Here is a 20,699-nt window from a genome sequence, read left to right as displayed (position 1 = left end):
AATTCCCGCCTCCGATTTCGCGTCTGCGCGGGGTGCGGTAGAAGGGCGGCCATGACCACGCCTGCGCAGGACTGGGCCGAGGCCGCCGAGCAGCAACTGCTCGACGAGACGCTGAAACTGGCGCCGATCCACGGCTGGACCTGGCGGACGACGAAGCTCGCCGGCAAGGCGGTCGGCCTGTCGGCCGGCGAGACCGAGCTGCTCGTCCCGCATGGGCCGGCCGACCTCGCCGCCCTGTTCTCGCGCCGCCACGACGCGCGCGCCCTGGCCGAGCTGGCGGGCGTCTACCCCGACAACCTGAAGATCCGCGAGCGCATCCGCCGCGCGGTGGAGGCGCGCCTCGATGCGGCCGCCGTCGACGAGCCGGCGACCCGCCGCTGGATGGGCCACCTCGCCCTGCCGCAGAACCTGCCGCTGGCCGGCCGGCTGGCCTGGGAGAGCGCCGACCACCTCTGGCGCTGGGCCGGCGACACCGCCACCGACGAGAACCACTATTCCAAACGCGCGATCCTGGGCGGCATCCTCTCGGCGGCCATGACGCTGCGCATGGCCCAGGGCCGCAAGGCCGCCCTCGAGTTCGTCGATCGCCGGATCGAGGATGTCATGGCCTTCGAGAAGTGGAAGGCGACCACCAGCATCCGCCCCAGCCGCTGGGCCGAGCATCTGGCCGGGGCGATGGCCCGCCTGCGTTACGGCGCCGCGCCGCCTCAGGCGTAGGGGTTGGCGAAGATCGTCTCCACCGGCTCGTCGAACAGGGCCGCGATGCGGTAGGCGAGGTCCAACGACGGATCGTGCTTGTCGCTTTCCAGGGCGATCACCGCCTGGCGCGAGACGCCGAGCCGCTCGCCGAGATCGGCCTGGGTCCAGCCGCGCGCCGTGCGCAGCTCGCGCAGCCGGTTCTTCATCGCGATGTCCGCACGAACGGGGTGACGAGCCCGTAGACCGCCCAGAACACGGCGTACATCAGCCAGCCGGGCGCATGCCAGGCGCCGGCGTAGCTCTCCATGAATCCCCAGGCGGTGAAGAGCGCCATGGTGAGCCCGGACGCCATGATGAAGCGCTTGGCGAGCAGGGCGCGGACGAACTCGTCGCTCTGGGCCATCAGCGCGAGGGTGGCCCAGATGTGCGCCGCGACAGGCGCCGCGACGGCCAGTGCGAACGCCCATTTTCCCGGACCGCTCAGGTCGTCGAAGGCGCCGGAGATCGCGGCTCCGTTGATCGCCACATAGCCGCCCAGCGCCGAAACTGTCCGGATCCGATAGCGCTGGTTCGCATCGCCGCCCCACATGTCTTCGCCTCCTTGATGTAAGGAGAACCTGACATATGGAGCATGTAAGGTCAACCTTACATGTCGACTTGATCGACCCGCCGGCAGAAGAGGCCGAGCCAGCGCTCCTTGCCGCGCCCGGGCCGCACGTCGCCCGAGGTCCACATGGACAAGAGGTCGAGGCCGCCGACCTCGGCCAGCAGGCGCCGGGCGCCGGCCTCGTCCATGTCGGTGAAATGGCGGCCGCCGACCTCACGGTCCCGGACGCCGTACTTGAAGGAGATGAACCAGGCGCCGCCGGGCTTCAGCGCCCGCCGAAGCCGCGTCAGAACCGCCGGCAGCTCCGCGCGCGGCACGTGCAGCAGCGAGGCGCAGGTCCAGATTCCGTCGAACGCCTCGGTCCAGTCCATCCGGTCGAAGGTCGTGACCTCGACCTCGACGCCGGCGTGGGCGCGCGCCAGGGCGGCCAGCTTCGGCGCCGCCTCGGTCGCGGTGACCTGAAAGCCCCATTCGCGGAACAGCCGGGCGTCGCGGCCCGACCCGCAGCCGGCGTCCAGCACCCGGCCGCCGGGCGGAAGCAGGTCGGCGAAAGCGCGTTGTTCGGTGAGTATCGCAGCGTCCACCGACCGCTCGAAGAAGCCCTCGGCGTTGTCCTCGTACCAGCCGATGCTGTCGGTCAAAGCGGATGGACCTTGTTGACGTGGCCCATCTTGCGGCCCGGCTTGGCTTCGCGCTTGCCGTAGAGGTGCAGACGGGTCTCGGGCTCGTGCGCCAGCTTCGCCCATTGGTTCGCTTCGTCGCCGAGCAGGTTCAGCATCTCGACGCGCGCATGAGGCGCGGTCGGGCCCAGCGGCCAGCCCGCCACCGCCCGGACGTGCTGCTCGAACTGGTCCACCTCGCAGCCGTCCTGGGTCCAGTGGCCGGTGTTGTGGACGCGCGGGGCGATCTCGTTGACCAGCAGGCGTCCGTCCTTGAGCTCGAACAGCTCGATGCCGATCACGCCGACGTAGTTCAGCCCCTCCAGCACCCGCACCGCGATCCGTTCGGCCTCCTCCGCGGTCCTGGTCGAGACCTCGGCCGGCGCCAGCGTGCGGCGCAGGATTCCGCCTTCGTGGTGGTTCTCGGAGAGGGGATAGATCGCGGTGGCCCCGTCGCGGCCGCGTGCGGCGATGATCGACAGCTCGCGCACGAAGTTCGCCTGGGCCTCCAGGATCACCGGGACGCCGCCCAGGGCCTCGAAGGCGGCCGCCGCGTCGGCGGCGTGCTCGATCCAGCGCTGGCCCTTGCCGTCGTAGCCGTCGCGCCGGGTCTTGATCAGCAGCGGGGCGCCCATGGCGGCCGCCTGGCTCATGGCCTCGTCGGCGCTGTCGGCCGAGGCGAAGGCCACCGTGGGCGCGCCGGTGGCGTTCAGGAACTGCTTCTCGGCGACGCGATCCTGGGCGACCGACAGGGCCTCGGGGCCCGGCGCGGCCTCCACGCCCAGCGCCTGGAGCGTGAGCACCGACTTGGCGGGCACGTTCTCGAACTCGTAGGTGACGACGCTCGCGACCGCGGCCAACGCCTCCAGCGCCTTCGGGTCGTCGTAGGGACCCACGATGGTGTGGGCGGCGACCCGCCCGGCCGGCGAGTCGGCGTCGCGCTCCAGGACCGCGACGTCGAAACCCAGTCGTGCGGCGGCGAGCGCCAGCATGCGGCCGAGTTGGCCGCCCCCCAGGACGCCGAGGGTGGAGCCAGGTGGAAGCGGGAACGCGGCCATGACGGTGTCTCTGCTCAGTCCAGCCTGTTCAGGCGTCTTCGACCGCTTCGGCCACGCCGGCGGTCTGGTCGGCGGCGAAGGCGGCCACGCGCTCGGCGAGGGCCGGATCCGACAGGGCCAGGATCTTGGCCGCCATCAGCCCGGCGTTCTTGGCGCCGGCCTCGCCGATCGCCAGCGTCCCCACCGGCACGCCCGCGGGCATCTGGACGATGGAGAGCAGGCTGTCCATGCCCTTCAGCGCCTTGGATTCGATCGGCACGCCCAGCACCGGCAAATCGGTGAGCGAGGCGGTCATGCCCGGCAGGTGCGCCGCCCCGCCGGCCCCGGCGATGATCACCTTCACGCCGGCGGTCTTGGCGCCCTTTGCGAAGGCGTACATCCGCTCGGGCGTGCGGTGGGCCGAGACCACCTTGGCCTCGTAGGCGACGCCCAGGCCGTCCAGCATCTCCGCGGCGCGTTTCAGCACCGGCCAGTCCGACCGGCTGCCCATGATGATGGCGACTGGCGCGCTCATGCGGTCTCGACTTTCCACTGGCCCCCGAAAGGGCGCGGAGTATAGGCGCCGCCCTTGCCGGCACAATGACAGTGGTTAGATTCCCTTAACCACGGTGCAGTCCAATCGCCGTTAACCATTTCGGGGATGGGCCATGAAGATCACGGGCGCGCGCAGCGAGCCGTTCTCAGCGATCCGCCGCCGCGCGCTCGTGAAGGCGGGCGCGGCGACATCGTCAACCGCCGCCGCGCGCGTGGACAACGCCGCCTTCCTGGGCGTGACCGAGGCCGAGATGACGCCGGCGGTGCAAGCCGCGATCCTGGCGCTCGTCAGCGAGATCGAGGACCTGCGCGGCGAGGTGGGTCGGCTGAAGGCGCGGCTCGCCGAAGCCGAGGGCCTGGCCGATCGCGACGGCCTGACGCCGCTCCTCAACCGCCGGGCGTTCCTGCGCGAGCTGGGCCGCGTGCGGACGTTCGCCCAGCGCTACGGCGCGCCGGCCAGCCTCGTCTACTTCGACCTCGACGGCTTCAAGGCGATCAACGACCGCTATGGCCACGCCGCCGGCGACGCGGCGTTGCAGGCGGTCGCCGAGCGCCTGGCCGGCAATGTGCGCGAGAGCGACATCCTGGGGCGGCTGGGCGGCGACGAGTTCGCCCTGGTGCTGGTGCAGGCCGATGCGTCGACGGCGCAGGCCAAGGCCGCGGCGCTGGCCGAGGTGGTCGAACGCGAGCCCATCCGCTTCGGCGAGTGGACCGCGCCGGTGCGTCTGTCCTGGGGCGTCACCGAGATCGCGCCGGACGTCGAGACCGAGGCCCTGGTCGCCCAGGCCGACGCGGCCATGTTCGCGGCCAAGCGGATGCGCAAGGCCGGCTAGAGCCTTCCCGGATCAGGTGGGATCACCTGATCCGGACGAGAAGGTTCTATCTTCAGGCGATGATGTCGGGGTTCAGGAAATCCGCGATCCGGGCCATCTCGTCCTTCAGCGACAGCTTCTTGCGCTTGAGCCGGCCGATGACGACGAGATCGGGCAGGGGCGCGAGCGCCAGGGCCTGGATCGCCGCGTCGAGGTCGGCGTGATCCTGGCGTAGCTCCGCCAGGCGCGCCTCAAGGGCCTCGTCGCTGAAGTTGGAATAGTCGATCATCGCCCGTCCCGACCCTAGCTCAGCGCCGCCGCCAGCTCGGCCAGGGCGTTGGGCGGCGCCGGACGGCCCCACGCCGCCGAGGCGGCTTCCAGCGCGTCCAGGGCGTGCGCGCCGCCGCGGCCCTCGGTCAGGTCGGCCAGGGTCTCCAGCAGCAGGCGCTCGGCGGCGAGCTCCAGTCCCTTCACCTCCTCGCGCAGGGCCAGGCGCGGCGCGTCGGCGAACGGCGGCAGTGGCGGCTTGAGTCGCCGCCGCACTTCGCGCAGCGGGACGAGCGCGGTGGCGTCCCACGCCCGGGTCGCCTCCGCCGCCCGCGCCAGGGCCTCGGGATCCTTCACCTCGGCGTAGACCGCCCACAACAGCAGCGAGGTGTTCTGGCCGTGCTCGTCCTGCAGGGCGAGGCAGGCCTCCGGCACGCCCGGCCGCGCATAGGCTTCCAGCGCCCAGTCCCAGATCGACATGCTCAATCCTCGTCCGCTGCGGCGGCCAGCGGCCCGATGTCGCGGCCCCAGCGTTTCACCGGTGTCCATGACAGGCCGAAGAGATCGAGGGCGCGCCCCACCGATTGATCCACCATCTCCTCCAGGGTCTTGGGCCGAGCATAGAAGGCCGGCAGCGGCGGGGCGATGACAGCGCCCATTTCGGCCAGCCGGACCATGGTGCGCAGGTGGCCGAGGTGCAGCGGCGTCTCGCGCACCATCAGCACCAGGGGGCGCCGCTCCTTCAGCGTCACGTCCGCGGCCCGCGTCAGCAGCGACGAGGTCACGCCGGTGGCGATCTCGCTCATCGTGCGCACCGAGCAGGGCGCCACGATCATGCCCAGCGTGGGGAAGGATCCCGAGGCGATGGCCGCGCCCACCTCGCCCGCCCGGTAGCTGACGTCGGCGCGGGCCTGGACGTCGGCGATGGTCAGGCCCGCTTCCTCCGCCAGCGTCTGGGCCGAGGCCCGGCTGACCACGAGGTGACTCTCGACCCCGAGTTCGCGGCAGGCCGCGAGAGCGCGGACGCCGTACGCCACGCCGGACGCGCCCGAGATGCCGACGATCAGCCGTGGCGTCTCCATCCTGCCCATGCCGAAAAGCCCCCGACGCCCGCCGCTTCGACCCCGCCAGCGCGGGACCGCCTGCAAACATATGTGATCTGACAGCGGCGGGAAGCGGGCGTTTACTCGAACGTCGTCCCACAGCGAGGAGGCACTCCGCCATGGCGCTAGATGCCCGGATCCGCGAACTCGGATCCCGTCACCAGTCCCTGGAACAGGCGATCCAGGACGAGATGCGCAGGCCCTACGCCGACGACCTCAGGCTCAAGGAACTCAAGCGACAGAAGCTCAGGCTGAAGGAAGAGATCGAAACCCTCAGGGGCCAGATGCACTGACCGGCGACGCCCGCCCGCGGGCGTCCGACGCGCGGTGTGAAGGGCGGGGGACGCGGCCTTGCTTCCCCCGGCAGTCCCGCTTGTGCGCTGCTGAGGCCTATTCCTCGTCGGCGTCGTCGATGTCTTCGGCGTCGTAGACGGGTTCCGGCTCCGGGTCGTCCTCGACCACGCCGGTCTCTGCCGCCGGACGCAGGGTGGCGCCTTCCGGCTCCACCTCGCCGCGGCGGGCGGCTTCCTTGGCGCGCTTCTCGGCCGCCTTCTTCACCACCGCGTCCAGCTCGAGCTGGGTGGCGAGGCCCAGGGTCACCGGGTCGACCGGCTTGATGTTGGCCGAGTTCCAGTGCGCGCGGTTGCGCACCTGGTCGATGGTGGCCTTGGTGGTGCCGAGGAGGCGGGCGACCTGGCTGTCCGGCACTTCTGGGTGGTTGCGCAGGAACCAGGCGATGGCGTCCGGCCGGTCCTGGCGGCGCGAGACGGGCGTATAGCGCGGACCCTTCTTGACCGGCTTCAGCAGCTCGGCGTGCCGGCTCTTCTGGGCCTTCATCCGGTAGTTCGGATTCTTCTCGGCCGCGTCCAGTTCCTCGCGGTTGAGCTGCCCGTTGGCGATGGGGTCGGCGCCGCGGATGTCGCGCGCCACCTCGCCGTCGGCGATGCCCTTCACTTCCAGGGGATGCAGTTCGCAGAAGTCGGCGATCTGGTCGAACGTCAGCGAGGTGTTGTCCACCAGCCAGACGGCGGTCGCCTTGGGCATCAGAATCTGGGTCATGGCGTGGTCTTCGGCAAGTTCTTGAAACGAAGGCGCCCGGCCTTTCGGCCGGGCGGTGGAGCACGTTCTATAGGCCTCTTGGGGCCGGCTGGAAACGATCTTCTTCGCCGGCCGGCCGTCAGCTTCCGAAGATCCAGTCGCCGGTGAGGGTGCTCATCTGGACGCCCACCAGGATCATCTGGCCGCCGCCGGTCATGGAGACCACCGTATCGGCCCCCACCTGGGACACCGTGTACTGGGTGCCGGGGTCCACCAGGACGCGGTCGCCCTCCGAGATGTGGAAGTCGAGCACCCGGTCGATCCCGGCGGCTCCGAAGGTGTGGAAGAGGTCCGCGCCCGCCCCGCCGGTGATGGTGTCGTCGCCCTTGTCGCCCGAAACATAGTCGTCCCCGGCCCCGCCGTTGACGATGTCGTCGTTCTGGCCGCCGCGGACGATGTCGTTCCCGTCGCCGCCGTCGCAGGTGTCGTTGCCGAGGTTGCCGTAGACGAGGTTCTGGCCCGCGCTGCCCACGAGGCTGTCGTTGTCCTTGCCGCCGACCACCCAGTCGTCTCCGCCGCCGGAGACACAGGTGTCGTTGCCCTGGTTGCCGTTGATGTCGTCGAAGCCCGTCCCGCCAACGATCGAGTCGTTGCCGTCGCCGCCGCGCAGGTAGCTCGTGCCGGAGCCGCCCTCGATGGTGTCGGCGCCCGCCTCGCCCGCGATGGTGTCGTTCCCGGCCCCGCCGCTCAGCGAGTTGTTCAGGCTGTTGCCGACGATCGAGTCCGCGCCGAAGCCGCCGATCGCGTTCTCGATCTGGGCGCCCTGGGCGATCGCCACATTGCCCACCATGCCGCCGACGTCTGAAAAATGGCCCTCGCCCAGGTCGATCTTCTGGCTCTGCGAATAGCCCGAGAAGTCGAAGGTGTCCCGGCCGCCGGCGTCCCACACCGCGAAGACCAGCCGGCTCGAACTGGACGTGGCGGCGAACCAGGCGCGGTCGGCTGTCGAGTTGAACCCGTAGGTCGTGTCGTCCGTGCGCGTGCTCATGTTGGCGCCGTACTCGATCTGGGCGGCGCGGATGTCGTCGAGTTGGGGCGCGGAGGCGTAGCGGCCGTTGTAGCTGGCCCCGGTGTTCGACTCCGAGAAGTAGCTCATCACCGTGTACTGGCGGGAATCCTCATAATATTCCGCGTTGTTGGCGTAGGTGATCGCACCGCCCTCGCCGGCGTTGTAGTCGCCCGGGTGGTCGAGCCCGATGGCGTGGCCGATCTCGTGGATCAGCACCTGGGCGCCGTAGTTGCCCATGCTGGGGATCGAGTTCGTGCCGGCGGTGATGTTGATCCAGACGTCGCCCGCCGAGCTGCTGGCGGCGGTGCTACCCGGGAAATAGGAGAACGCCGCCGAGCCGGATTCGCCCGACGAGTAGTCGCCGAACAGGATCGAGGCGTTGTCGGAATAGACCGCCTCGCCCGACGAGCCCTCGCCCACCCGCACGAACTTGATGTTGGCCACGTCGGACCAGGCCTGCAGCGCCTGCTCGGTCTGGTAGATCTGCTGGGCGTTGAACCGCTGGAAGCCGTCGGTGTCGCTGGGCATCTGCGCCGGCGCGGTCGAGCGGAAGGCGTAGGTGATGGTGAAGGCCTGGCCCGCCACGCCGCCCCAGCCGGGGTAGGGCTTCATCGTGTTGGGATCGAAGCCGGTCATCTGCAGGCCGGCCCGATCGATGGTGAAGCTGGTCTTGCCCTCGATGGTGACGCCGGCGCGTTCCTCGGCGTTCAGGTACGACAAGCTGGTCCCGTCGCCCACCGACAGGTCGGTCGCGCTGGCCGTTCTCGGATCGGAAAGAGGCTCTGAAATGGGATCGTCAGCCATCGTCACACCCTGACTTCCGCGTCCCACTCAGAGTCTTAAGAGAACAGATGAATCGACGCAATCGGCGCGCCCGCGTCACGCGGCCGCGCCGAGGATATACGCGGACCGCGACGGTTCGGCCGCGCGCCCTCGTCAGGCGGCCTTCATTTTTGCGAAGTCGACGACCTGCTCGGCCACGGTCGCCAGCTGCCAGGCGTCCTTCTCGTCGCGGCACGCGCCGGCCTCGTCGAACAGCCCGCCGCCGGAGTTCAGCGCCGCCCCGAACGGGGTGGGCCAGCCGCGCAGGGCGTGGATGATGGCTCGCAGGGCCATCAGGGTGGTCCCCGCCGCCTGCCAGCCGTCGGCGGTGATGATCGTGCCCACCGGCTTGGCCGTGAGATAGGGCTGGGGGTCGGTTCGCGTCAGCTCCAGGGTGTCGAGCGCGTTCTTGATCACGCCCGAGATCGAGCCGTGATAGCCCGGGCTCGCCACGATCACGCCATCGGCGCCGCGGATCGCCTCGGCCAGCGCGTGCTGGGCCTCGGTCGGGCCGCCGGGCCGGGGATCGAAGATCGGCAGCTCGCCCAGGAACGCGCCGCCCAGCAGGCGGGTCTCAGCGCCCAGCGTCTCGGCGTGGCGCAGGGCGCACGCCAGGGCCTTTTCGGTGGAGGAGCCCTCGCGGACGGTGCCGCCCAGGCCGACGATGATGGGGCGGCGGCTCACGTGGTTTCCCCTTCCATGGCGAAGGCCTTCTTCAGCTCGACCTTCAGGATCTTTCCGTTGGCGTTGCGCGGCAGCGTCTCGGGCCAGAAGGCGATCTTGACCGGGACCTTGAAGGCCGCCAGCCGGTCGCGCACCCACTGGCGCAGCTCGGCCTCGGTGGCCGTCCCGCCGGGGCGCAAGTGGACGACGGCTGCCGGCTCCTCGCCCAGCGTCTTGTGCGGCACGCCCACCAGGGCGGCGTCCATGACGTCGGGGTGGTCGTAGAGAACGTTCTCGACCTCGACGCAGTAGATGTTCTCGCCGCCGCGGATCAGCATGTCCTTGGCGCGGTCGATGATGAAGAGGAAGCCCTCCTCGTCGATGCGCGCCAGGTCGCCGGTGCGCAGCCACCCGTCGACGAAGGTCTCCGCGGTGGCCTCCGGCTTGTTCCAGTAGCCCTTCACCACCTGCGGGCCCTTCACCCAGAGTTCGCCCACCTCGCCCGGCCGCAGCACGGTCTTGGCGTTGGCGGGGTCGCGGATCTGCATCTCGCCCACCGGCGCGGCGGGCCCGGCGCTGTCGGGCCGGTTGAGATAGTCGGGGCCGAGGTGGCTGGTGAAGGTGGCGGTGGTCTCGGTCATCCCCCATCCGTTGCCTGGGGCGGATCCCGGGAACACCTCGGCGATCTTGCGGACCAGCTCGGGCGCCGACGGGGCGCCGCCATAGGCTACCGACATCAGCGAGGAGAGGTCGTATTTCGCGCGTGCCGGGTGCTCGATGAGCTGCCAGGCGATGGTCGGCACCCCGCCGGTCGAGCTGACCTTCTCGCGCTCGATCAGGCGCATGGCCGGCTCGGCGTCCCACCGCCGCATCAGCACCAGCTTGCCGCCCGAGTTCAGCGAGGGCGACAGCGTCGCCGATAGCCCGGTGGCGTGGAACATCGGCACCACCAGCAGGCCCACCCGCTGCGGCGCCTTGGTGGGGTCGAGCTCGGGCAGGGGATCACCCGCCCGCAGGAAGTTGCGCGCCGCCGAGATGCCGCTGGCCCCGATGTTGGAGGTCATGTTGCGGTGGGTGCCCAGCGCGCCCTTGGGCTTTCCGGTGGTGCCCGAGGTGTAGAGGATGGTGGCGTCGTCCTCGGGATCCAGCGGCACGTCGGGCAGCGCCAGCTCGGGCAGCTTGCCCCAGTCGTTGACCTTGCCGATCACGTCCTCGAGCCGGTGGCAGCGCCCGTCGCCGCCCGCCTCGTGCAGCCGGGCCACGTAGATGCGCTGAAGGTCGGGCAGGGCCTTCAGGTGCGGGCCCAGGCGTTCGAGTCGCTCGTCGTCGACGAAGGCGACCTTGGTTCCGGAATCGGCCAGGCCGTACTCCAGCTCCGCGCCCGTCCACCACGCGTTCAGCGGCGTGACGATCGCGCCCACCCGCTGGCCGGCCCAGAACGCCACCGGCCATTCGGGCAAGTTGCGCATGATCACCGCCACGCGGTCGCCCTTCTTCACGCCGTCGGCGAGCAGCCGGTGGGCCAGGGTGAGCGTGGCGCGGGCGAAGCTGTCGAAGGTGGCGCGGTCGTCCTCGTAGACCAGGAACTCGCGCTCGCGGAACCGCAGCCCGTTGAGGAACACGTCGCGCAGGGTGGGCGGGGCGTTCTTCCAGGTCCGCGTGCGGACGCCCCGGATCACCTTCTCCTCGATCTCGAACGGCGCGCCAGGGGCGGTGAGCCGCGCGTGCGCCTCGGCGAGCGACATGACGGGCCAGGGCTTGGACTCAGGGACGTTCACGGCGTCGGACATGGATCGAAGGTCTCGTACGGCAAGCGGACACTGCGGCGGCCCCAAGGGGCGTTCATTCCAGATAATCGCCCGGGGCGCCTAGGGGAAAGCAATTCCATGCCCTCCAGGCGCCGGCGCCGGCCCGTTCTGGCCCGGAAGCCCGCCCGCTGGTACCAACGCGGCCATGGGCGAGATCCGCGACGCGGCGCGCACGCGCGCCAAGATCATGCAGGCGGCCCGCGACGAGTTCGCGGCGCACGGCTTCGCCGGCGCGCGCATCGAGGCCATCGCCCGCAGGGCCGGCCTCTCGAAGCAACTGCTCTACCACTACTTTCCGAGCAAGGAGGCGCTGTTCGAGGAGATCCTCGACCACAAGTTCCGCCACCATCGCGCGCCGCCGCCGGAAGGCGATGGTCCAGGGCGGCTCTTCCGCCAGCGGTTCGGTTCGGCCGCCGCCGACCCGGTCTGGGTGCGGTTCATGACTTGGGAAGCGGCTGAACGCGACGCGGACGGCCAGATCACCGCGGAGGAGCCGCGCCGCGAGTCCATCGCGCGCCAGGCCGCGCGGCTCGCGGAACAGCAGGCGAAGGGCGAGCTGCCGGCCGACCTGCCCACCGACCTGCTGCAACTGGCCCTCCACGCCCTGGCGATCTACCCGCTGGCGTTTCCGCAGGTGACCCGGATGATCGTGGGCAAGTCGCCCTCCGATCCCGAATTCCAGGCGGCCTGGTCGGCGTTCCTCGACGATTTCGTGAGGCGGATGGCGCGCGATTAACTGACCAATCAGCAAATATAACTTACCGCTTGTCAAATTGCGGGGCGCGGCTAGACTGGGGTCATTCCGACACTCCAGAGAAGGAGCCGCCCATGGCCGACGCCGGGCGCCCTGCGCTTTCGCTCACCGTCAACGGAGAGGCGCGCCGCATCGACGCGCCGCCCACCGCCACCTTGCTCGACGTCCTGCGCGACACCCTGCGCCTCACGGGCGTGAAGAAGGGGTGCGACATGGGCGCCTGCGGCGCCTGCACGGTCCTGGCCGACGGGCGGCGTATCAAGGCCTGCCTGGCCCTGGCCGCCTCGTACGAAGGTCGGGCGATCACCACCATCGAAGGGATCGGGACGCCTGAGGCGCTGCATCCGCTGCAGGCGGCGTTCGTGCGCCATGACGCCGTGCAGTGCGGCTACTGCACGCCCGGCCAGATCCTCTCCGGCCTGGCGCTGATCGGCGAGGGCGTCGACAGCGTCGAGGCGATCCGCGAGGGCCTGAGCGGCAACCTCTGCCGCTGCGGTGCGCATCCCAACATCGTGGCGGCCGTCGCCGAGGTGGCGGGCCTGTGAGCGGCGTGGCGTTCGACTATCTGCGCGCCGGTGATGTGGCCGAGGCGCTGACCGCCGGCGCGAAGCCGGGGGCGGCCTATATCGCCGGCGGAACCGACCTGATGCCGCTGTGGAAGGCGCGGGCCGCTGCGCCGGCGCTCGTCGTCGACATCTCGCGCCTGCCGCTTGATGGGATCGGCGTGGAGCGTGACGGCCGGCTGCGCCTGGGCGGGCTGGCGCGCCTGAGCGACACCGCGGCGCACGCGGCGGTGACCCGAGGCTGGCCGCTTGTGGCCGAGGCGATCAACGCCAGCGCCTCCGGCCAGGTGCGCAACATGGGCACGATCGGCGGCGTACTGCTCCAGCGGACCCGCTGCGCCTATTTCCGCAACGACGCCCTGCCCTGCAATAAGCGCGCGCCCGGCTCCGGCTGCGGCGCGCGGGCGGGTGAGAACCGCGGCCACGCGATCTTCGGCGCCAGTGAGGCCTGCTGCGCCACCCACCCCTCCGACCTCGCCGTGGCGCTCGCCGCCCTGGACGCCGAGGTCGAGGTGATGGGCCCTGACGAGACCCGGCGCATCTCCGTGGCCGAGCTGCATCGCCTGCCCGGCGACGCACCCCATATCGACACCGAACTGGCGCCCGGCGAACTGATCGCGGCGGTCGAGGTTCCGCCCTGCGGCGGCGCGCGGTCGACCTATCTCAAGGTGCGCGATCGTGCGTCCTTCGAATTCGCGGTGGTCTCGCTCGCCGCGGTCCTGCGCGTCGAGGGCGGCCGGATCGCCCGGGCGCGGCTCGTCGCGGGCGGTGTGGCGGCGCGCCCCTGGCGGCTCGAAGCCGCCGAGGCCGCGCTGGTGGGCGCCGCGCCGTCGGACAAGGCGTTCGACGAGGCCGCGGCCCTTGCCGTCGATGGCGCGGAGCCGCTGGCCCACAACGGCTTCAAGGTCGATCTGCTCAGGCGCGTGGTGAAGCGCGCGCTCGAAACCGTCGGAGGCGCGGCATGACGCGGGTGGAAAGTCCGGTCCGCCTCGAGGCGGCGCTCAAGGTCACCGGACGGGCGGTCTACGAGGCCGAGACGCCGATGACCGGCATGCTCCACGCCGCCCTGGTCGAGGCGCCCATCGCCAACGGCCGGGTGCTGGGCGTGGACGGCGGGCCGGCGCGCGGCCTGCCCGGCTTCGCCGACCTCGTCTCCTACGCCGAGGCCGAGGTCTTCAAGCCCTCCGGATCGACCGCCCTGGCCCGCGAGCCGCGCATCCATTTCGCCGGCCAGCCGGTGGCCCTGGCGGTCGCCGGGACGCTGCACGAGGCCGAGGCCTGCGCGCGGGCAGTACGCCTCGACCTCGCCGCCGAGCCGGCGGTCACCGCCATGGATCAGGCCCTGGAGACCGCCTTCGCGCCCGATATCGTCGGGCGCTATCCGGCCACGACCCTTCGCGGCGATCCCGGCGCCGCCCTGGCCGAAGCCAGCTTGGTCCTGCGCAACCGCTATGAGACGGCGGTCAACAACCACCACCCCATGGAGCCCCACTCGGTGGTCTGCGCCTGGGATGGCGACCGCGTCGTGGTCCACACCGGCACCCAGGCGATCTTCGCCACCCAGCGCCTCGTGGCCCACGCGTTCCAGATCCCGGCCGACCAGGTGCGCGTCGTCTCGCGCTTCATGGGCGGCGGGTTCGGCTGCAAGGGGCAGCTTTGGTGGCCCTGGATGATGTGGGCGATCCTGGCGTCGCGGCGCACGGGACGCCCTGTCCGCCTGGAGCTCACCCGCGCCCAACTCTTCAACCTCGTCGGACGCCGGCAGGAGACCGTTCAGGACCTGGCCATCGGCTTCGACGCCGAGGGACGGTTGACCGGGATCGACCACGCCGTGCTGGGCCAGACGGCGACGCATGGCGACTATGCCGACGGCACGGCGCGGGTTTCGCGCTGGCTCTACGCTTGCCCCAATGTGGCGACCACGCATCGCATCGTGCGGACCAACGAGCCGCTGCCGATCCCCATGCGCGCGCCCGGCGTGGCGCCTGGCCTGTTCGCCCTGGAGTCGGCGCTGGACGAGGCGGCCGGCCGTCTCGGGATCGATCCGGTCGAACTGCGGGTGCGCAACTACGCCAGCAAGGATCCGGAGACCGACCGGCCCTGGAGCAGCAACAGCCTGCTGGATTGCTACGCCGCCGCCGAGCGTTTCGGCTGGTCGGGCCGGCCGGCGGCGGGCAAGGCCCGCGACGGCCGCTGGCGGATCGGCTGGGGCATGGCGACGTCCGTCTATCCCGTGCACCACCAGCCCTGCCGCGTGCGGGTGCGGGTCGAGCCGGACGCGGGCCTGCTGGTCCAGTGCGGCACCCAGGACTTCGGCCAGGGCGCCTACACCGCCATAGGCCAGCTCGCGGCCGAGGGCCTCGGCCTTCCGATGGACAACGTCCGCGTCGAACTGGGCGACACCGACCTGCCGGAAGGCCCCTTCACGGGCGGCTCGATGGTGACCGCCAGCTTCACGCCGGCGGTCGAGACGGCGATGGCGCGCCTGCGCGCCATGGTGGCCGAACGCGTCGCGGCCGACGGCGCCTCGCCGCTGGCCGATGCAGCGCCCGACGACCTCGTCTTCGAGGGCGGGTTGGTGCGCAGCCGCTCGCGCAACGCCGCTGAAGGCCTGGCCGAGATACTGGCCCGCCTGGCGCCCGATGGCCTGGAGACCGAGGGCGCCTCGGCGGCGCCGGAGAACATGGCCTTCAGCGCCAACGCCTATGGCGCCATCTTCGTGGAAGTGGGGGTCGATCCCGACCTGGGCGAGATTCGCGTGCGGCGGGTCTGCGGGGCCTTCGCCGCGGGCCGCATCCTCAATCCGCTGCTGGCGCGCAGCCAGTACGTCGGCGGCCTGATCGGGGGGATCGGCATGGCGCTGCACGAGCAGGTGGCCACCGATCGCGCCTCGGGCCGGATCGTGGGCGACACCTTCGCCGACTACCTGATCCCCGTGCACGCCGACATGCCGGAGTTCGACGTGCTGATGCTGGACGAGGACGACCCGCACCTGCCGGGCGGGGTGAAGGGCGTCGGCATGCTGGGAACCGCCGGCGTCCAGGCCGCGATCGCCAACGCCGTGTTCCACGCGGTCGGCAAGCGGGTGCGCCGCCTGCCGATCCGCATCGAGGACGTGATCGGCTGACTCGTCATCCCGGACGCAGGGCGCAGCGCGCCCGAAGATCCGGGACCCAGCAGCTCAATCCTCGCCACGCGCCCATGAGCGGCGTCGCCGCCGTGCGGCTGGATCCCGGCTCTACGCGCCCTTGCGAGCGCTTCGGCCGGGATGACGACCTAGGGCCGAGAGTTCGGCGCCTCGCCTCAGGCGTCGGCCTTCTGGCGGCGGCCGGCGTAGTGGTCGCGGATCTCGCCCAACTCCTTGGCGAACCGCTTCTGGGCTTCCTCCCGCAGCTTCGGAATGTGGTAGTTCGGGAAGAGGTCGTTGTCGGGCTGGTAGTCCTTGAGCACCTGCTTGGCGAGGGTGACCTTGTGCACCTCGGTCGGCCCGTCGGCGATGCCCATGACGAGGCTGGAGTTGACCATGTGCATGAAGGGCATCTCGTTGGAGACGCCCAGCGCGCCGTGCAGGTGCGCGGCCTTGGTCGCCACGTCATGGTAGACCTTGGGCATGGCCACCTTGATGGCGGCGATGTCCTTGCGGACCTTCTGGTAGTCCCTGTGCTTGTCGATCAGCCAGGCGGTGCGCAGGACCAGCAGGCGGAAGCTCTCCACCGCGATCCAGGAATCGGCGATCTGCTCCTGCACCATCTGCAGGTCCGACAGCCGGCCGTCGCGCGTGGTGCGTGAGACCGCGCGGCGGCACATCAGGTCCAGGGCGTGGCGGCAGGCGCCGACGGTGCGCATGGCGTGGTGGACGCGTCCGCCGCCCAGCCGCACCTGGGCGATCACGAAGGCCTGGCCGCGCTCGCCCAGCAGGGCGTCGTAGGGCAGGCGCACGTTGTTGTAGCGGACGTAGCCCTCGTTGCCGCCGCCGATCTCGCCGCCCGCGCCGACCGCGACGTTGCGCACGATCTCCACGCCGGGCGTGTCGGTGGGCACCAGGAAGATCGAGGTGCGCCGGTAGGGGTCCTTGGCGTCGGGATCGGTGATCGCATAGAGCACCAGAACCTTGGCGTAGCGGGCGTTGGTGGAGAACCACTTCTCGCCATTGATCACCCACTCGTCGCCGTCCAGCACCGCGCGGGTCTGGAAGGTAAGCGGGTCGGAGCCGCCGGTGGGTTCGCTCATGGAGAAGGCCGAGCGGATCTCACCGTTCAGCAGCGGCCAGAGGTAGGCTTCCTTCTGCTTGTCGGTGCCGTAGTGGGCGATGATCTCGGCGTTGCCGCTGTCGGGCGCCTGGCAGCCGAAGACGCTGGGGGCCAGGTTGTTGCGGCCCAGCTTCTCGTTCATCAGCGCCAGCTTGAGCTGGCCGAAGCCCTGGCCTCCCAGCTCGGGGCCCAGGTGGCAGGCCCACAGTCCCTGATCCTTCACCTTCTGCTGCAACGGCTTGATGAACTTCTCGCGGCCCACCGACGACCAGGCCGCCATGCCCAGGTGGGAGATCGGCTCGACCTCGTCGCGCATGAAGTCCTCGATCCAGTCCAGCTTCTTCTGGAACTCCGGATCGGTCTCGAAATCCCAAGCCATGACCGCCACGCCTCCCAGCGTCCTTTTTCGTAGGTCGGGTATGCTAGACCCGTCGGGAGGCGAGATCAAACGCTCGTTCGGCCGGCGCCTCAGGCGTCGTCGTCGGCCCCGCGGGTCCGGCGGGCGGTCTGGCGCTTGGCTTCGCGCGCCTTCTGCTGGTCCCAGTAGGCCATGCCGTCGTCGGGCTTGAACATGGTGCGCGGCGCGCCGGCCTTGCTGACCACGGCGAAGACATTGGCCTTGGGGTCGTAGATCAGCCTGTCGCCGTTGGCGCGGGTGAGGGTGAGCGCGCCCCTGGGCGGGTGCTCGACGAAGGCGTGGGCCTTGGTCACGAACTCGTCGACGCTGGCCGCGCCGAAGGCCTCGCCGTTGCGGTCGAACGCGCGCTGGGCGTTCTCCTCAGCCGAATAGCGGCGGCTGGCCGACCACATGGGCTTGCCGGAGACCAGGGTCACCGGGTCGTTCCGGTGGTCGACGCGGGGGACCGAGGACGCGGCCGTTTCGGAAGGTGGGCTCGAAGTCGTCCGTTCCGCGGCCGGGGCGGCCGCCTCGGGCTTGGCCGCGACCGCCGAGGGGCCGTTGTCGCAGGCGCTCAGCGCCAGCGCCGCCGCCGTCGCGATCAGCAGGGAAATCCGCGTCGCCGCCATGGTTGTGGCCTCCAGATCCGCACGTCTGGAACAAAGAAAGAACACAAGCCTCGCCGTTTGTCGAGTCCCCGGCTTTGCCCTACATCCAGACCCCATCACACCAAGGCGAGGCGCGCGGCTTGAGCGACAAGCGGGTTCTCCTGATCGTCGGCGGCGGGATCGCGGCCTACAAGGCGCTGGAGCTGACGCGGCTGCTGCGCAAGGCCGGGGTCGGCGTGCGCCCGATCCTGACGGCGGCCGGCGCCCAGTTCGTCACCCCGCTCAGCCTCTCGGCCCTGGCCGAGGACAAGGTCTACACCGAGCTGTTCAGCCTCACCGACGAGGCCGAGATGGGCCATATCGAGCTGTCGCGCTCGGCCGACCTCGTGGTGGTCGCCCCGGCCACGGCCGACCTGATGGCCAAGGCCGCGAACGGCCTGGCCGGCGACCTGGCCTCCACCATCCTGCTGGCCACCGACAAGCCCGTGCTGATGGCCCCGGCCATGAACGTGCGGATGTGGGAGCACCCGGCCACCCAGCGCAACCTGGCTGCGCTGAAGGCCGACGGGGTGACGTTCGTGGGTCCCGACGAGGGCGCCATGGCCTGCGGCGAGTTCGGCCCCGGCCGCATGGCCGAGCCGCCGGCGATCCTCGACGCCGTGCTGACGGCGCTGTCCGGCGCCGCCGCGCGTCCGCTGGCCGGCAGGCGCGCCATCGTCACCGCCGGGCCCACCGCCGAGCCGATCGACCCGGTGCGCCTGCTCACCAACCGCTCGTCGGGCAAGCAGGGCTATGCGATCGCCAGCGCCCTGGCCGCCCTGGGCGCCGAGGTCACCCTGGTCAGCGGCCCCACGGCCCTGGCCGCGCCGGCCGGCGTGCGCCGGGTCGACGTGGAGACCGCGCGCGAGATGCTGGCCGCCTGCGAGGCGGCGCTGCCCGCCGACATCGCCGTCTGCGTCGCCGCCGTCGCCGACTGGCGGCCCGAGACCCTGAACGGCTCGAAGATCAAGAAGGGCGCGGGCGGGCCCCCGGCGATCAGCCTGGTGGAGAACCCCGACATCCTGGCCACGCTCTCCAAGGCCAAGGCGCGGCCCAAGCTGGTGGTGGGCTTCGCCGCCGAGACCGACGCGGTGGAAAAGCACGCCGGCGACAAGCTGGCGCGCAAGGGTTGCGACTGGATCGTGGCCAACGACGTGAGCGTCGAAGGGACGATGGGCGGCGACGACAACGCCGTGGCCATCGTCTCGGCGGGGGGAATCGAGCGATGGGAGCGCATGGCCAAGGGCGAGGTCGCCCGACGCCTCGCCCAGCGCATCGCCGAGGCGCTCTGAACCCATCGATCGTCATCGCCGGGCTTGTCCCGGCGACCCAGACGCGCTGACGTTCGGAGACGGGGCGGGTCGAGGCCGTATCACGGCCCGCCGCCTCGGCGTTTCCGGGTGGCGGGGACGAGCCCGACCATGACGCTTGATTTGAGAGGATTCCAATTGAGTTCGCCCACCGTCCCGATCCTGCGCCTGCCCCACGCCGAGGGCCTGCCGTTGCCGGCCTATGAGACCGCCCAGGCCGCGGGCATGGACCTGCGCGCCGCGGTGGCCGAGGGTGAGACCGTGACCCTGCGCCCCGGCGACCGGCTGGCCGTGCCCACCGGCTACGCCTTCGCCCTGCCGGCCGGGTTCGAGGCCCAGGTGCGGCCGCGCTCGGGCCTGGCGCTGAAGAGCGGGATCACCTGCCTCAACACGCCGGGCACCATCGACGCCGACTACCGCGGCGAGGTGAAGGTGATCCTGGTCAACCTGGGCGCCGAGGACTTCCACATCCGCCGCGGCGACCGCATCGCCCAGCTCGTCGTCGCCCCGGTGGTGCAGGCCACATGGGCGGAGGTGGACAGCCTGGACGAGACGGCGCGCGGCGCCGGCGGCTTCGGCTCCACGGGCGCGGCCTGATGCGTCCCGCCCGCGAGCGGCTGCCGGGCGTGCCCCTGATCGACAGCCCGTTCTTCGACGAGATCGCCGCCGACGGGCAATGGGACGCCGAGACACGCCGGGTGGCCGAGGCGCTCAACCGCGACGGCTTCGCGGTGATCGACTTCCCCGAGCCCGAGCTGGACGCCCTGGCCGCCGATATCGCGGCCTCGCTGTTCGCCGACCGGCCCTGGGACGACTGGCGCGCCGGGAAGATCGAGGCCCTGGAGCGCGCCTCCGACGCCTGGCGCGACAACGCCAGCGTCCGCCGCATCGCCGCCAACGCCGAGGTCGCCGCCCTGCTGTCGCGGATCTACGGCCGCGCGGCCTTCCCGTTCCAGACGCTGAATTTCCCGATCGGCTCGCAGCAGGCGGCCCACATCGACCTGATCCACTTCGCCTCGGCGCCCGAGAACTTCATGTGCGGGGTGTGGGTGGCGCTGGAGGACGTGGGGCCCGGCGCCGGCCCCCTGATCTACTATCCGGGCAGCCACCGCTGGCCGGTCTTCTACAACGAGCACATCGGCCGCCCGGCGCCCTTCGCCGACCGCATCGGCGAGCGGGTGGAGATGTTCGACCAGGTGTGGGGCGAGCTGCGCGAACGCTGTGGCGTGGCGCCCGTCGAGTTCCATCCCAGGAAGGGCCAGGCGCTGATCTGGGCCGCCGGCCTGCACCACGGCGGGGCGCCGCACACCGACCGCACCCGGAGCCGGCTGAGCCAGGTGACGCACTATTTCTTCGCGGACTGCGCCTACTGGACCCCGCTGCTCTCCAACCCCTTCGCCGGCCAGATCGGCTTCCGCCGCGGCCTGCCCGACGTGCGCACGGGCGAGCCGGTGGAGAACGGCATCAACGGCGTGGCGACGCCGAGGGCGTTCCTGGATGTCTCGGCGCCGCCGATGTCGGACGCGCGGGCGGCGGGGGCGGATGGGTTGGCGGCGCGGCGCGGGCTCGCGCGGCGGGCGCTGGGGCGGTTGCGGCGGATGGTGACGGGGTGGGGAGCGGCTACTGACTCTTAGGGGAC

At 71.1% G+C, this 20,699-nt stretch carries 24 protein-coding genes; 10 read left to right on the top strand and 14 right to left on the bottom strand.

Annotated features, from left to right (window positions below; genetic code table 11):
* Positions 1-51 precede the first annotated feature (51 nt).
* Positions 52-717, top strand: coding sequence for a COQ9 family protein (locus tag GC203_RS17895; protein ID WP_293457464.1), 666 nt, complete (start codon positions 52-54; stop codon positions 715-717).
* On the opposite strand, the gene GC203_RS17890 is transcribed toward GC203_RS17895, so the two are convergent.
* From GC203_RS17890 to purE, 5 genes are read right to left on the bottom strand one after another with little or no spacing between them, the layout of a single operon-like run.
* Positions 708-905, bottom strand: a complete 198-nt coding sequence (locus tag GC203_RS17890) for a helix-turn-helix transcriptional regulator (protein WP_293457462.1) — start codon at positions 903-905, stop codon at positions 708-710. The two genes, GC203_RS17895 and GC203_RS17890, sit on opposite strands and share 10 nt — an antisense overlap.
* Positions 902-1,288: a hypothetical protein gene (locus GC203_RS17885; RefSeq protein ID WP_293457460.1), complete on the bottom strand. Its 387-nt coding sequence runs from the start codon at positions 1,286-1,288 to the stop codon at positions 902-904. Before GC203_RS17885 ends, GC203_RS17890 begins: the two co-directional genes overlap by 4 nt.
* 56 nt (positions 1,289-1,344) lie before the next feature.
* Positions 1,345-1,947: a class I SAM-dependent methyltransferase gene (locus tag GC203_RS17880; protein WP_293457458.1), complete on the bottom strand. Its 603-nt coding sequence runs from the start codon at positions 1,945-1,947 to the stop codon at positions 1,345-1,347.
* Positions 1,944-3,023 carry a 5-(carboxyamino)imidazole ribonucleotide synthase gene (locus GC203_RS17875; protein WP_293457455.1) on the bottom strand — a complete coding sequence of 360 codons (1,080 nt, stop codon included), beginning with the start codon at positions 3,021-3,023 and terminating at the stop codon, positions 1,944-1,946. The genes GC203_RS17880 and GC203_RS17875 overlap by 4 nt, the downstream gene beginning before the upstream one ends.
* Before the next feature lie 28 nt (positions 3,024-3,051).
* Positions 3,052-3,537 (bottom strand): 5-(carboxyamino)imidazole ribonucleotide mutase, encoded by a 486-nt coding sequence (purE, locus tag GC203_RS17870; RefSeq protein ID WP_293457452.1) that lies wholly within the window; start codon positions 3,535-3,537, stop codon positions 3,052-3,054.
* A gap of 133 nt (positions 3,538-3,670) precedes the next feature.
* Here purE and GC203_RS17865 point away from each other — a divergent pair, with 133 nt between their 5' ends.
* On the top strand, positions 3,671-4,390 hold the full coding sequence (locus GC203_RS17865; protein WP_293457449.1) for a GGDEF domain-containing protein: 720 nt from the start codon (positions 3,671-3,673) through the stop codon (positions 4,388-4,390).
* Positions 4,391-4,442: 52 nt separating this feature from the next.
* Here the strand turns inward: GC203_RS17865 and GC203_RS17860 are convergent, their stop codons facing one another.
* Genes GC203_RS17860 through GC203_RS17850 form a run of 3 tightly spaced genes read right to left on the bottom strand, consistent with a single transcriptional unit; the run spans position 4,443 to position 5,727 of the window.
* Positions 4,443-4,658 (bottom strand): DUF465 domain-containing protein, encoded by a 216-nt coding sequence (locus GC203_RS17860; protein WP_293457447.1) that lies wholly within the window; start codon positions 4,656-4,658, stop codon positions 4,443-4,445.
* Positions 4,659-4,672: 14 nt separating this feature from the next.
* Positions 4,673-5,116 (bottom strand): TIGR02444 family protein, encoded by a 444-nt coding sequence (locus tag GC203_RS17855; RefSeq protein ID WP_293457445.1) that lies wholly within the window; start codon positions 5,114-5,116, stop codon positions 4,673-4,675.
* Between the two features lie 2 nt (positions 5,117-5,118).
* The gene (locus GC203_RS17850; protein WP_293457444.1) at positions 5,119-5,727 is read right to left on the bottom strand and encodes a UbiX family flavin prenyltransferase; all 609 of its coding nucleotides are present in this window, start codon (positions 5,725-5,727) and stop codon (positions 5,119-5,121) included.
* Positions 5,728-5,858: 131 nt separating this feature from the next.
* Between GC203_RS17850 and GC203_RS17845 the strand changes: the two genes are divergently transcribed.
* Positions 5,859-6,032, top strand: coding sequence for a DUF465 domain-containing protein (locus GC203_RS17845; RefSeq protein WP_293457442.1), 174 nt, complete (start codon positions 5,859-5,861; stop codon positions 6,030-6,032).
* Positions 6,033-6,129: 97 nt separating this feature from the next.
* On the opposite strand, the gene GC203_RS17840 is transcribed toward GC203_RS17845, so the two are convergent.
* From GC203_RS17840 to GC203_RS17825, 4 genes are all read right to left on the bottom strand, one after another.
* Positions 6,130-6,798 carry a cell cycle transcriptional regulator TrcR gene (locus GC203_RS17840; RefSeq protein ID WP_293457439.1) on the bottom strand — a complete coding sequence of 223 codons (669 nt, stop codon included), beginning with the start codon at positions 6,796-6,798 and terminating at the stop codon, positions 6,130-6,132.
* A gap of 118 nt (positions 6,799-6,916) precedes the next feature.
* Positions 6,917-8,650 carry a M10 family metallopeptidase C-terminal domain-containing protein gene (locus GC203_RS17835; protein ID WP_293457437.1) on the bottom strand — a complete coding sequence of 578 codons (1,734 nt, stop codon included), beginning with the start codon at positions 8,648-8,650 and terminating at the stop codon, positions 6,917-6,919.
* Between the two features lie 132 nt (positions 8,651-8,782).
* A complete protein-coding gene (locus GC203_RS17830) occupies positions 8,783-9,352 on the bottom strand; it encodes an NADPH-dependent FMN reductase (RefSeq protein ID WP_293457435.1) in 570 nt (189 codons plus the stop codon).
* Entirely contained in the window at positions 9,349-11,121 is a 1,773-nt protein-coding gene (locus GC203_RS17825; RefSeq protein ID WP_293457433.1) for a class I adenylate-forming enzyme family protein, read from the bottom strand. The genes GC203_RS17830 and GC203_RS17825 overlap by 4 nt, the downstream gene beginning before the upstream one ends.
* A 163-nt stretch (positions 11,122-11,284) precedes the next feature.
* Between GC203_RS17825 and GC203_RS17820 the strand changes: the two genes are divergently transcribed.
* The 4 genes from GC203_RS17820 (at position 11,285) to GC203_RS17805 (ending at position 15,583) form a co-directional block, all read left to right on the top strand.
* Positions 11,285-11,875: a TetR/AcrR family transcriptional regulator gene (locus GC203_RS17820; RefSeq protein ID WP_293457430.1), complete on the top strand. Its 591-nt coding sequence runs from the start codon at positions 11,285-11,287 to the stop codon at positions 11,873-11,875.
* A gap of 92 nt (positions 11,876-11,967) precedes the next feature.
* Complete coding sequence (locus GC203_RS17815; protein WP_293457428.1) at positions 11,968-12,438, top strand: (2Fe-2S)-binding protein; 471 nt, start codon at positions 11,968-11,970, stop codon at positions 12,436-12,438.
* Positions 12,435-13,421 (top strand): FAD binding domain-containing protein, encoded by a 987-nt coding sequence (locus GC203_RS17810; RefSeq protein WP_293457426.1) that lies wholly within the window; start codon positions 12,435-12,437, stop codon positions 13,419-13,421. Before GC203_RS17815 ends, GC203_RS17810 begins: the two co-directional genes overlap by 4 nt.
* Positions 13,418-15,583 carry a xanthine dehydrogenase family protein molybdopterin-binding subunit gene (locus GC203_RS17805; protein WP_293457423.1) on the top strand — a complete coding sequence of 722 codons (2,166 nt, stop codon included), beginning with the start codon at positions 13,418-13,420 and terminating at the stop codon, positions 15,581-15,583. The genes GC203_RS17810 and GC203_RS17805 overlap by 4 nt, the downstream gene beginning before the upstream one ends.
* A gap of 176 nt (positions 15,584-15,759) precedes the next feature.
* Here GC203_RS17805 and GC203_RS17800 read toward each other — a convergent pair whose 3' ends face one another.
* Together GC203_RS17800 and GC203_RS17795 are read right to left on the bottom strand one after the other, a co-directional pair.
* Positions 15,760-17,085, bottom strand: coding sequence for an acyl-CoA dehydrogenase family protein (locus GC203_RS17800; RefSeq protein ID WP_293457420.1), 1,326 nt, complete (start codon positions 17,083-17,085; stop codon positions 15,760-15,762).
* An 89-nt stretch (positions 17,086-17,174) separates the two neighbouring features.
* Entirely contained in the window at positions 17,175-17,732 is a 558-nt protein-coding gene (locus tag GC203_RS17795) for a hypothetical protein (protein ID WP_293457417.1), read from the bottom strand.
* A 119-nt stretch (positions 17,733-17,851) separates the two neighbouring features.
* Here GC203_RS17795 and coaBC point away from each other — a divergent pair, with 119 nt between their 5' ends.
* From coaBC to GC203_RS17780, 3 genes are all read left to right on the top strand, one after another.
* Entirely contained in the window at positions 17,852-19,042 is a 1,191-nt protein-coding gene (gene coaBC / locus GC203_RS17790) for a bifunctional phosphopantothenoylcysteine decarboxylase/phosphopantothenate--cysteine ligase CoaBC (RefSeq protein ID WP_293457415.1), read from the top strand.
* Positions 19,043-19,198: 156 nt separating this feature from the next.
* Positions 19,199-19,657 (top strand): dUTP diphosphatase, encoded by a 459-nt coding sequence (gene dut, locus GC203_RS17785; protein ID WP_293457414.1) that lies wholly within the window; start codon positions 19,199-19,201, stop codon positions 19,655-19,657.
* A complete protein-coding gene (locus tag GC203_RS17780; RefSeq protein ID WP_293457412.1) occupies positions 19,657-20,694 on the top strand; it encodes a phytanoyl-CoA dioxygenase family protein in 1,038 nt (345 codons plus the stop codon). The genes dut and GC203_RS17780 overlap by 1 nt, the downstream gene beginning before the upstream one ends.
* The last annotated feature ends 5 nt before the right edge of the window (positions 20,695-20,699 follow it).

It is taken from the genome of Phenylobacterium sp., assembly GCF_016124325.1.
GTDB lineage: Bacteria > Pseudomonadota > Alphaproteobacteria > Caulobacterales > Caulobacteraceae > Phenylobacterium.
The sequence above is the reverse complement of the archived record's forward strand: the minus strand, read 5'-3'. Positions and strand labels throughout refer to the sequence as shown.

What these genes read in the sequence shown, in the direction of transcription:
- GC203_RS17895 (WP_293457464.1), top strand. Translation starts at nt 52, where the DNA reads ATGACCACGCCTGCGCAGGACTGGGCCGAGGCCGCCGAGCAGCAACTG.
- GC203_RS17890 (WP_293457462.1), bottom strand. Translation starts at nt 905, where the DNA reads ATGAAGAACCGGCTGCGCGAGCTGCGCACGGCGCGCGGCTGGACCCAG.
- GC203_RS17885 (WP_293457460.1), bottom strand. Translation starts at nt 1,288, where the DNA reads ATGTGGGGCGGCGATGCGAACCAGCGCTATCGGATCCGGACAGTTTCG.
- GC203_RS17875 (WP_293457455.1), bottom strand. Translation starts at nt 3,023, where the DNA reads ATGGCCGCGTTCCCGCTTCCACCTGGCTCCACCCTCGGCGTCCTGGGG.
- purE (WP_293457452.1), bottom strand. Translation starts at nt 3,537, where the DNA reads ATGAGCGCGCCAGTCGCCATCATCATGGGCAGCCGGTCGGACTGGCCG.
- GC203_RS17865 (WP_293457449.1), top strand. Translation starts at nt 3,671, where the DNA reads ATGAAGATCACGGGCGCGCGCAGCGAGCCGTTCTCAGCGATCCGCCGC.
- GC203_RS17860 (WP_293457447.1), bottom strand. Translation starts at nt 4,658, where the DNA reads ATGATCGACTATTCCAACTTCAGCGACGAGGCCCTTGAGGCGCGCCTG.
- GC203_RS17855 (WP_293457445.1), bottom strand. Translation starts at nt 5,116, where the DNA reads ATGTCGATCTGGGACTGGGCGCTGGAAGCCTATGCGCGGCCGGGCGTG.
- GC203_RS17850 (WP_293457444.1), bottom strand. Translation starts at nt 5,727, where the DNA reads ATGGGCAGGATGGAGACGCCACGGCTGATCGTCGGCATCTCGGGCGCG.
- GC203_RS17845 (WP_293457442.1), top strand. Translation starts at nt 5,859, where the DNA reads ATGGCGCTAGATGCCCGGATCCGCGAACTCGGATCCCGTCACCAGTCC.
- GC203_RS17840 (WP_293457439.1), bottom strand. Translation starts at nt 6,798, where the DNA reads ATGACCCAGATTCTGATGCCCAAGGCGACCGCCGTCTGGCTGGTGGAC.
- GC203_RS17835 (WP_293457437.1), bottom strand. Translation starts at nt 8,650, where the DNA reads ATGGCTGACGATCCCATTTCAGAGCCTCTTTCCGATCCGAGAACGGCC.
- GC203_RS17825 (WP_293457433.1), bottom strand. Translation starts at nt 11,121, where the DNA reads ATGTCCGACGCCGTGAACGTCCCTGAGTCCAAGCCCTGGCCCGTCATG.
- GC203_RS17820 (WP_293457430.1), top strand. Translation starts at nt 11,285, where the DNA reads ATGGGCGAGATCCGCGACGCGGCGCGCACGCGCGCCAAGATCATGCAG.
- GC203_RS17815 (WP_293457428.1), top strand. Translation starts at nt 11,968, where the DNA reads ATGGCCGACGCCGGGCGCCCTGCGCTTTCGCTCACCGTCAACGGAGAG.
- GC203_RS17805 (WP_293457423.1), top strand. Translation starts at nt 13,418, where the DNA reads ATGACGCGGGTGGAAAGTCCGGTCCGCCTCGAGGCGGCGCTCAAGGTC.
- GC203_RS17800 (WP_293457420.1), bottom strand. Translation starts at nt 17,085, where the DNA reads ATGGCTTGGGATTTCGAGACCGATCCGGAGTTCCAGAAGAAGCTGGAC.
- GC203_RS17795 (WP_293457417.1), bottom strand. Translation starts at nt 17,732, where the DNA reads ATGGCGGCGACGCGGATTTCCCTGCTGATCGCGACGGCGGCGGCGCTG.
- GC203_RS17780 (WP_293457412.1), top strand. Translation starts at nt 19,657, where the DNA reads ATGCGTCCCGCCCGCGAGCGGCTGCCGGGCGTGCCCCTGATCGACAGC.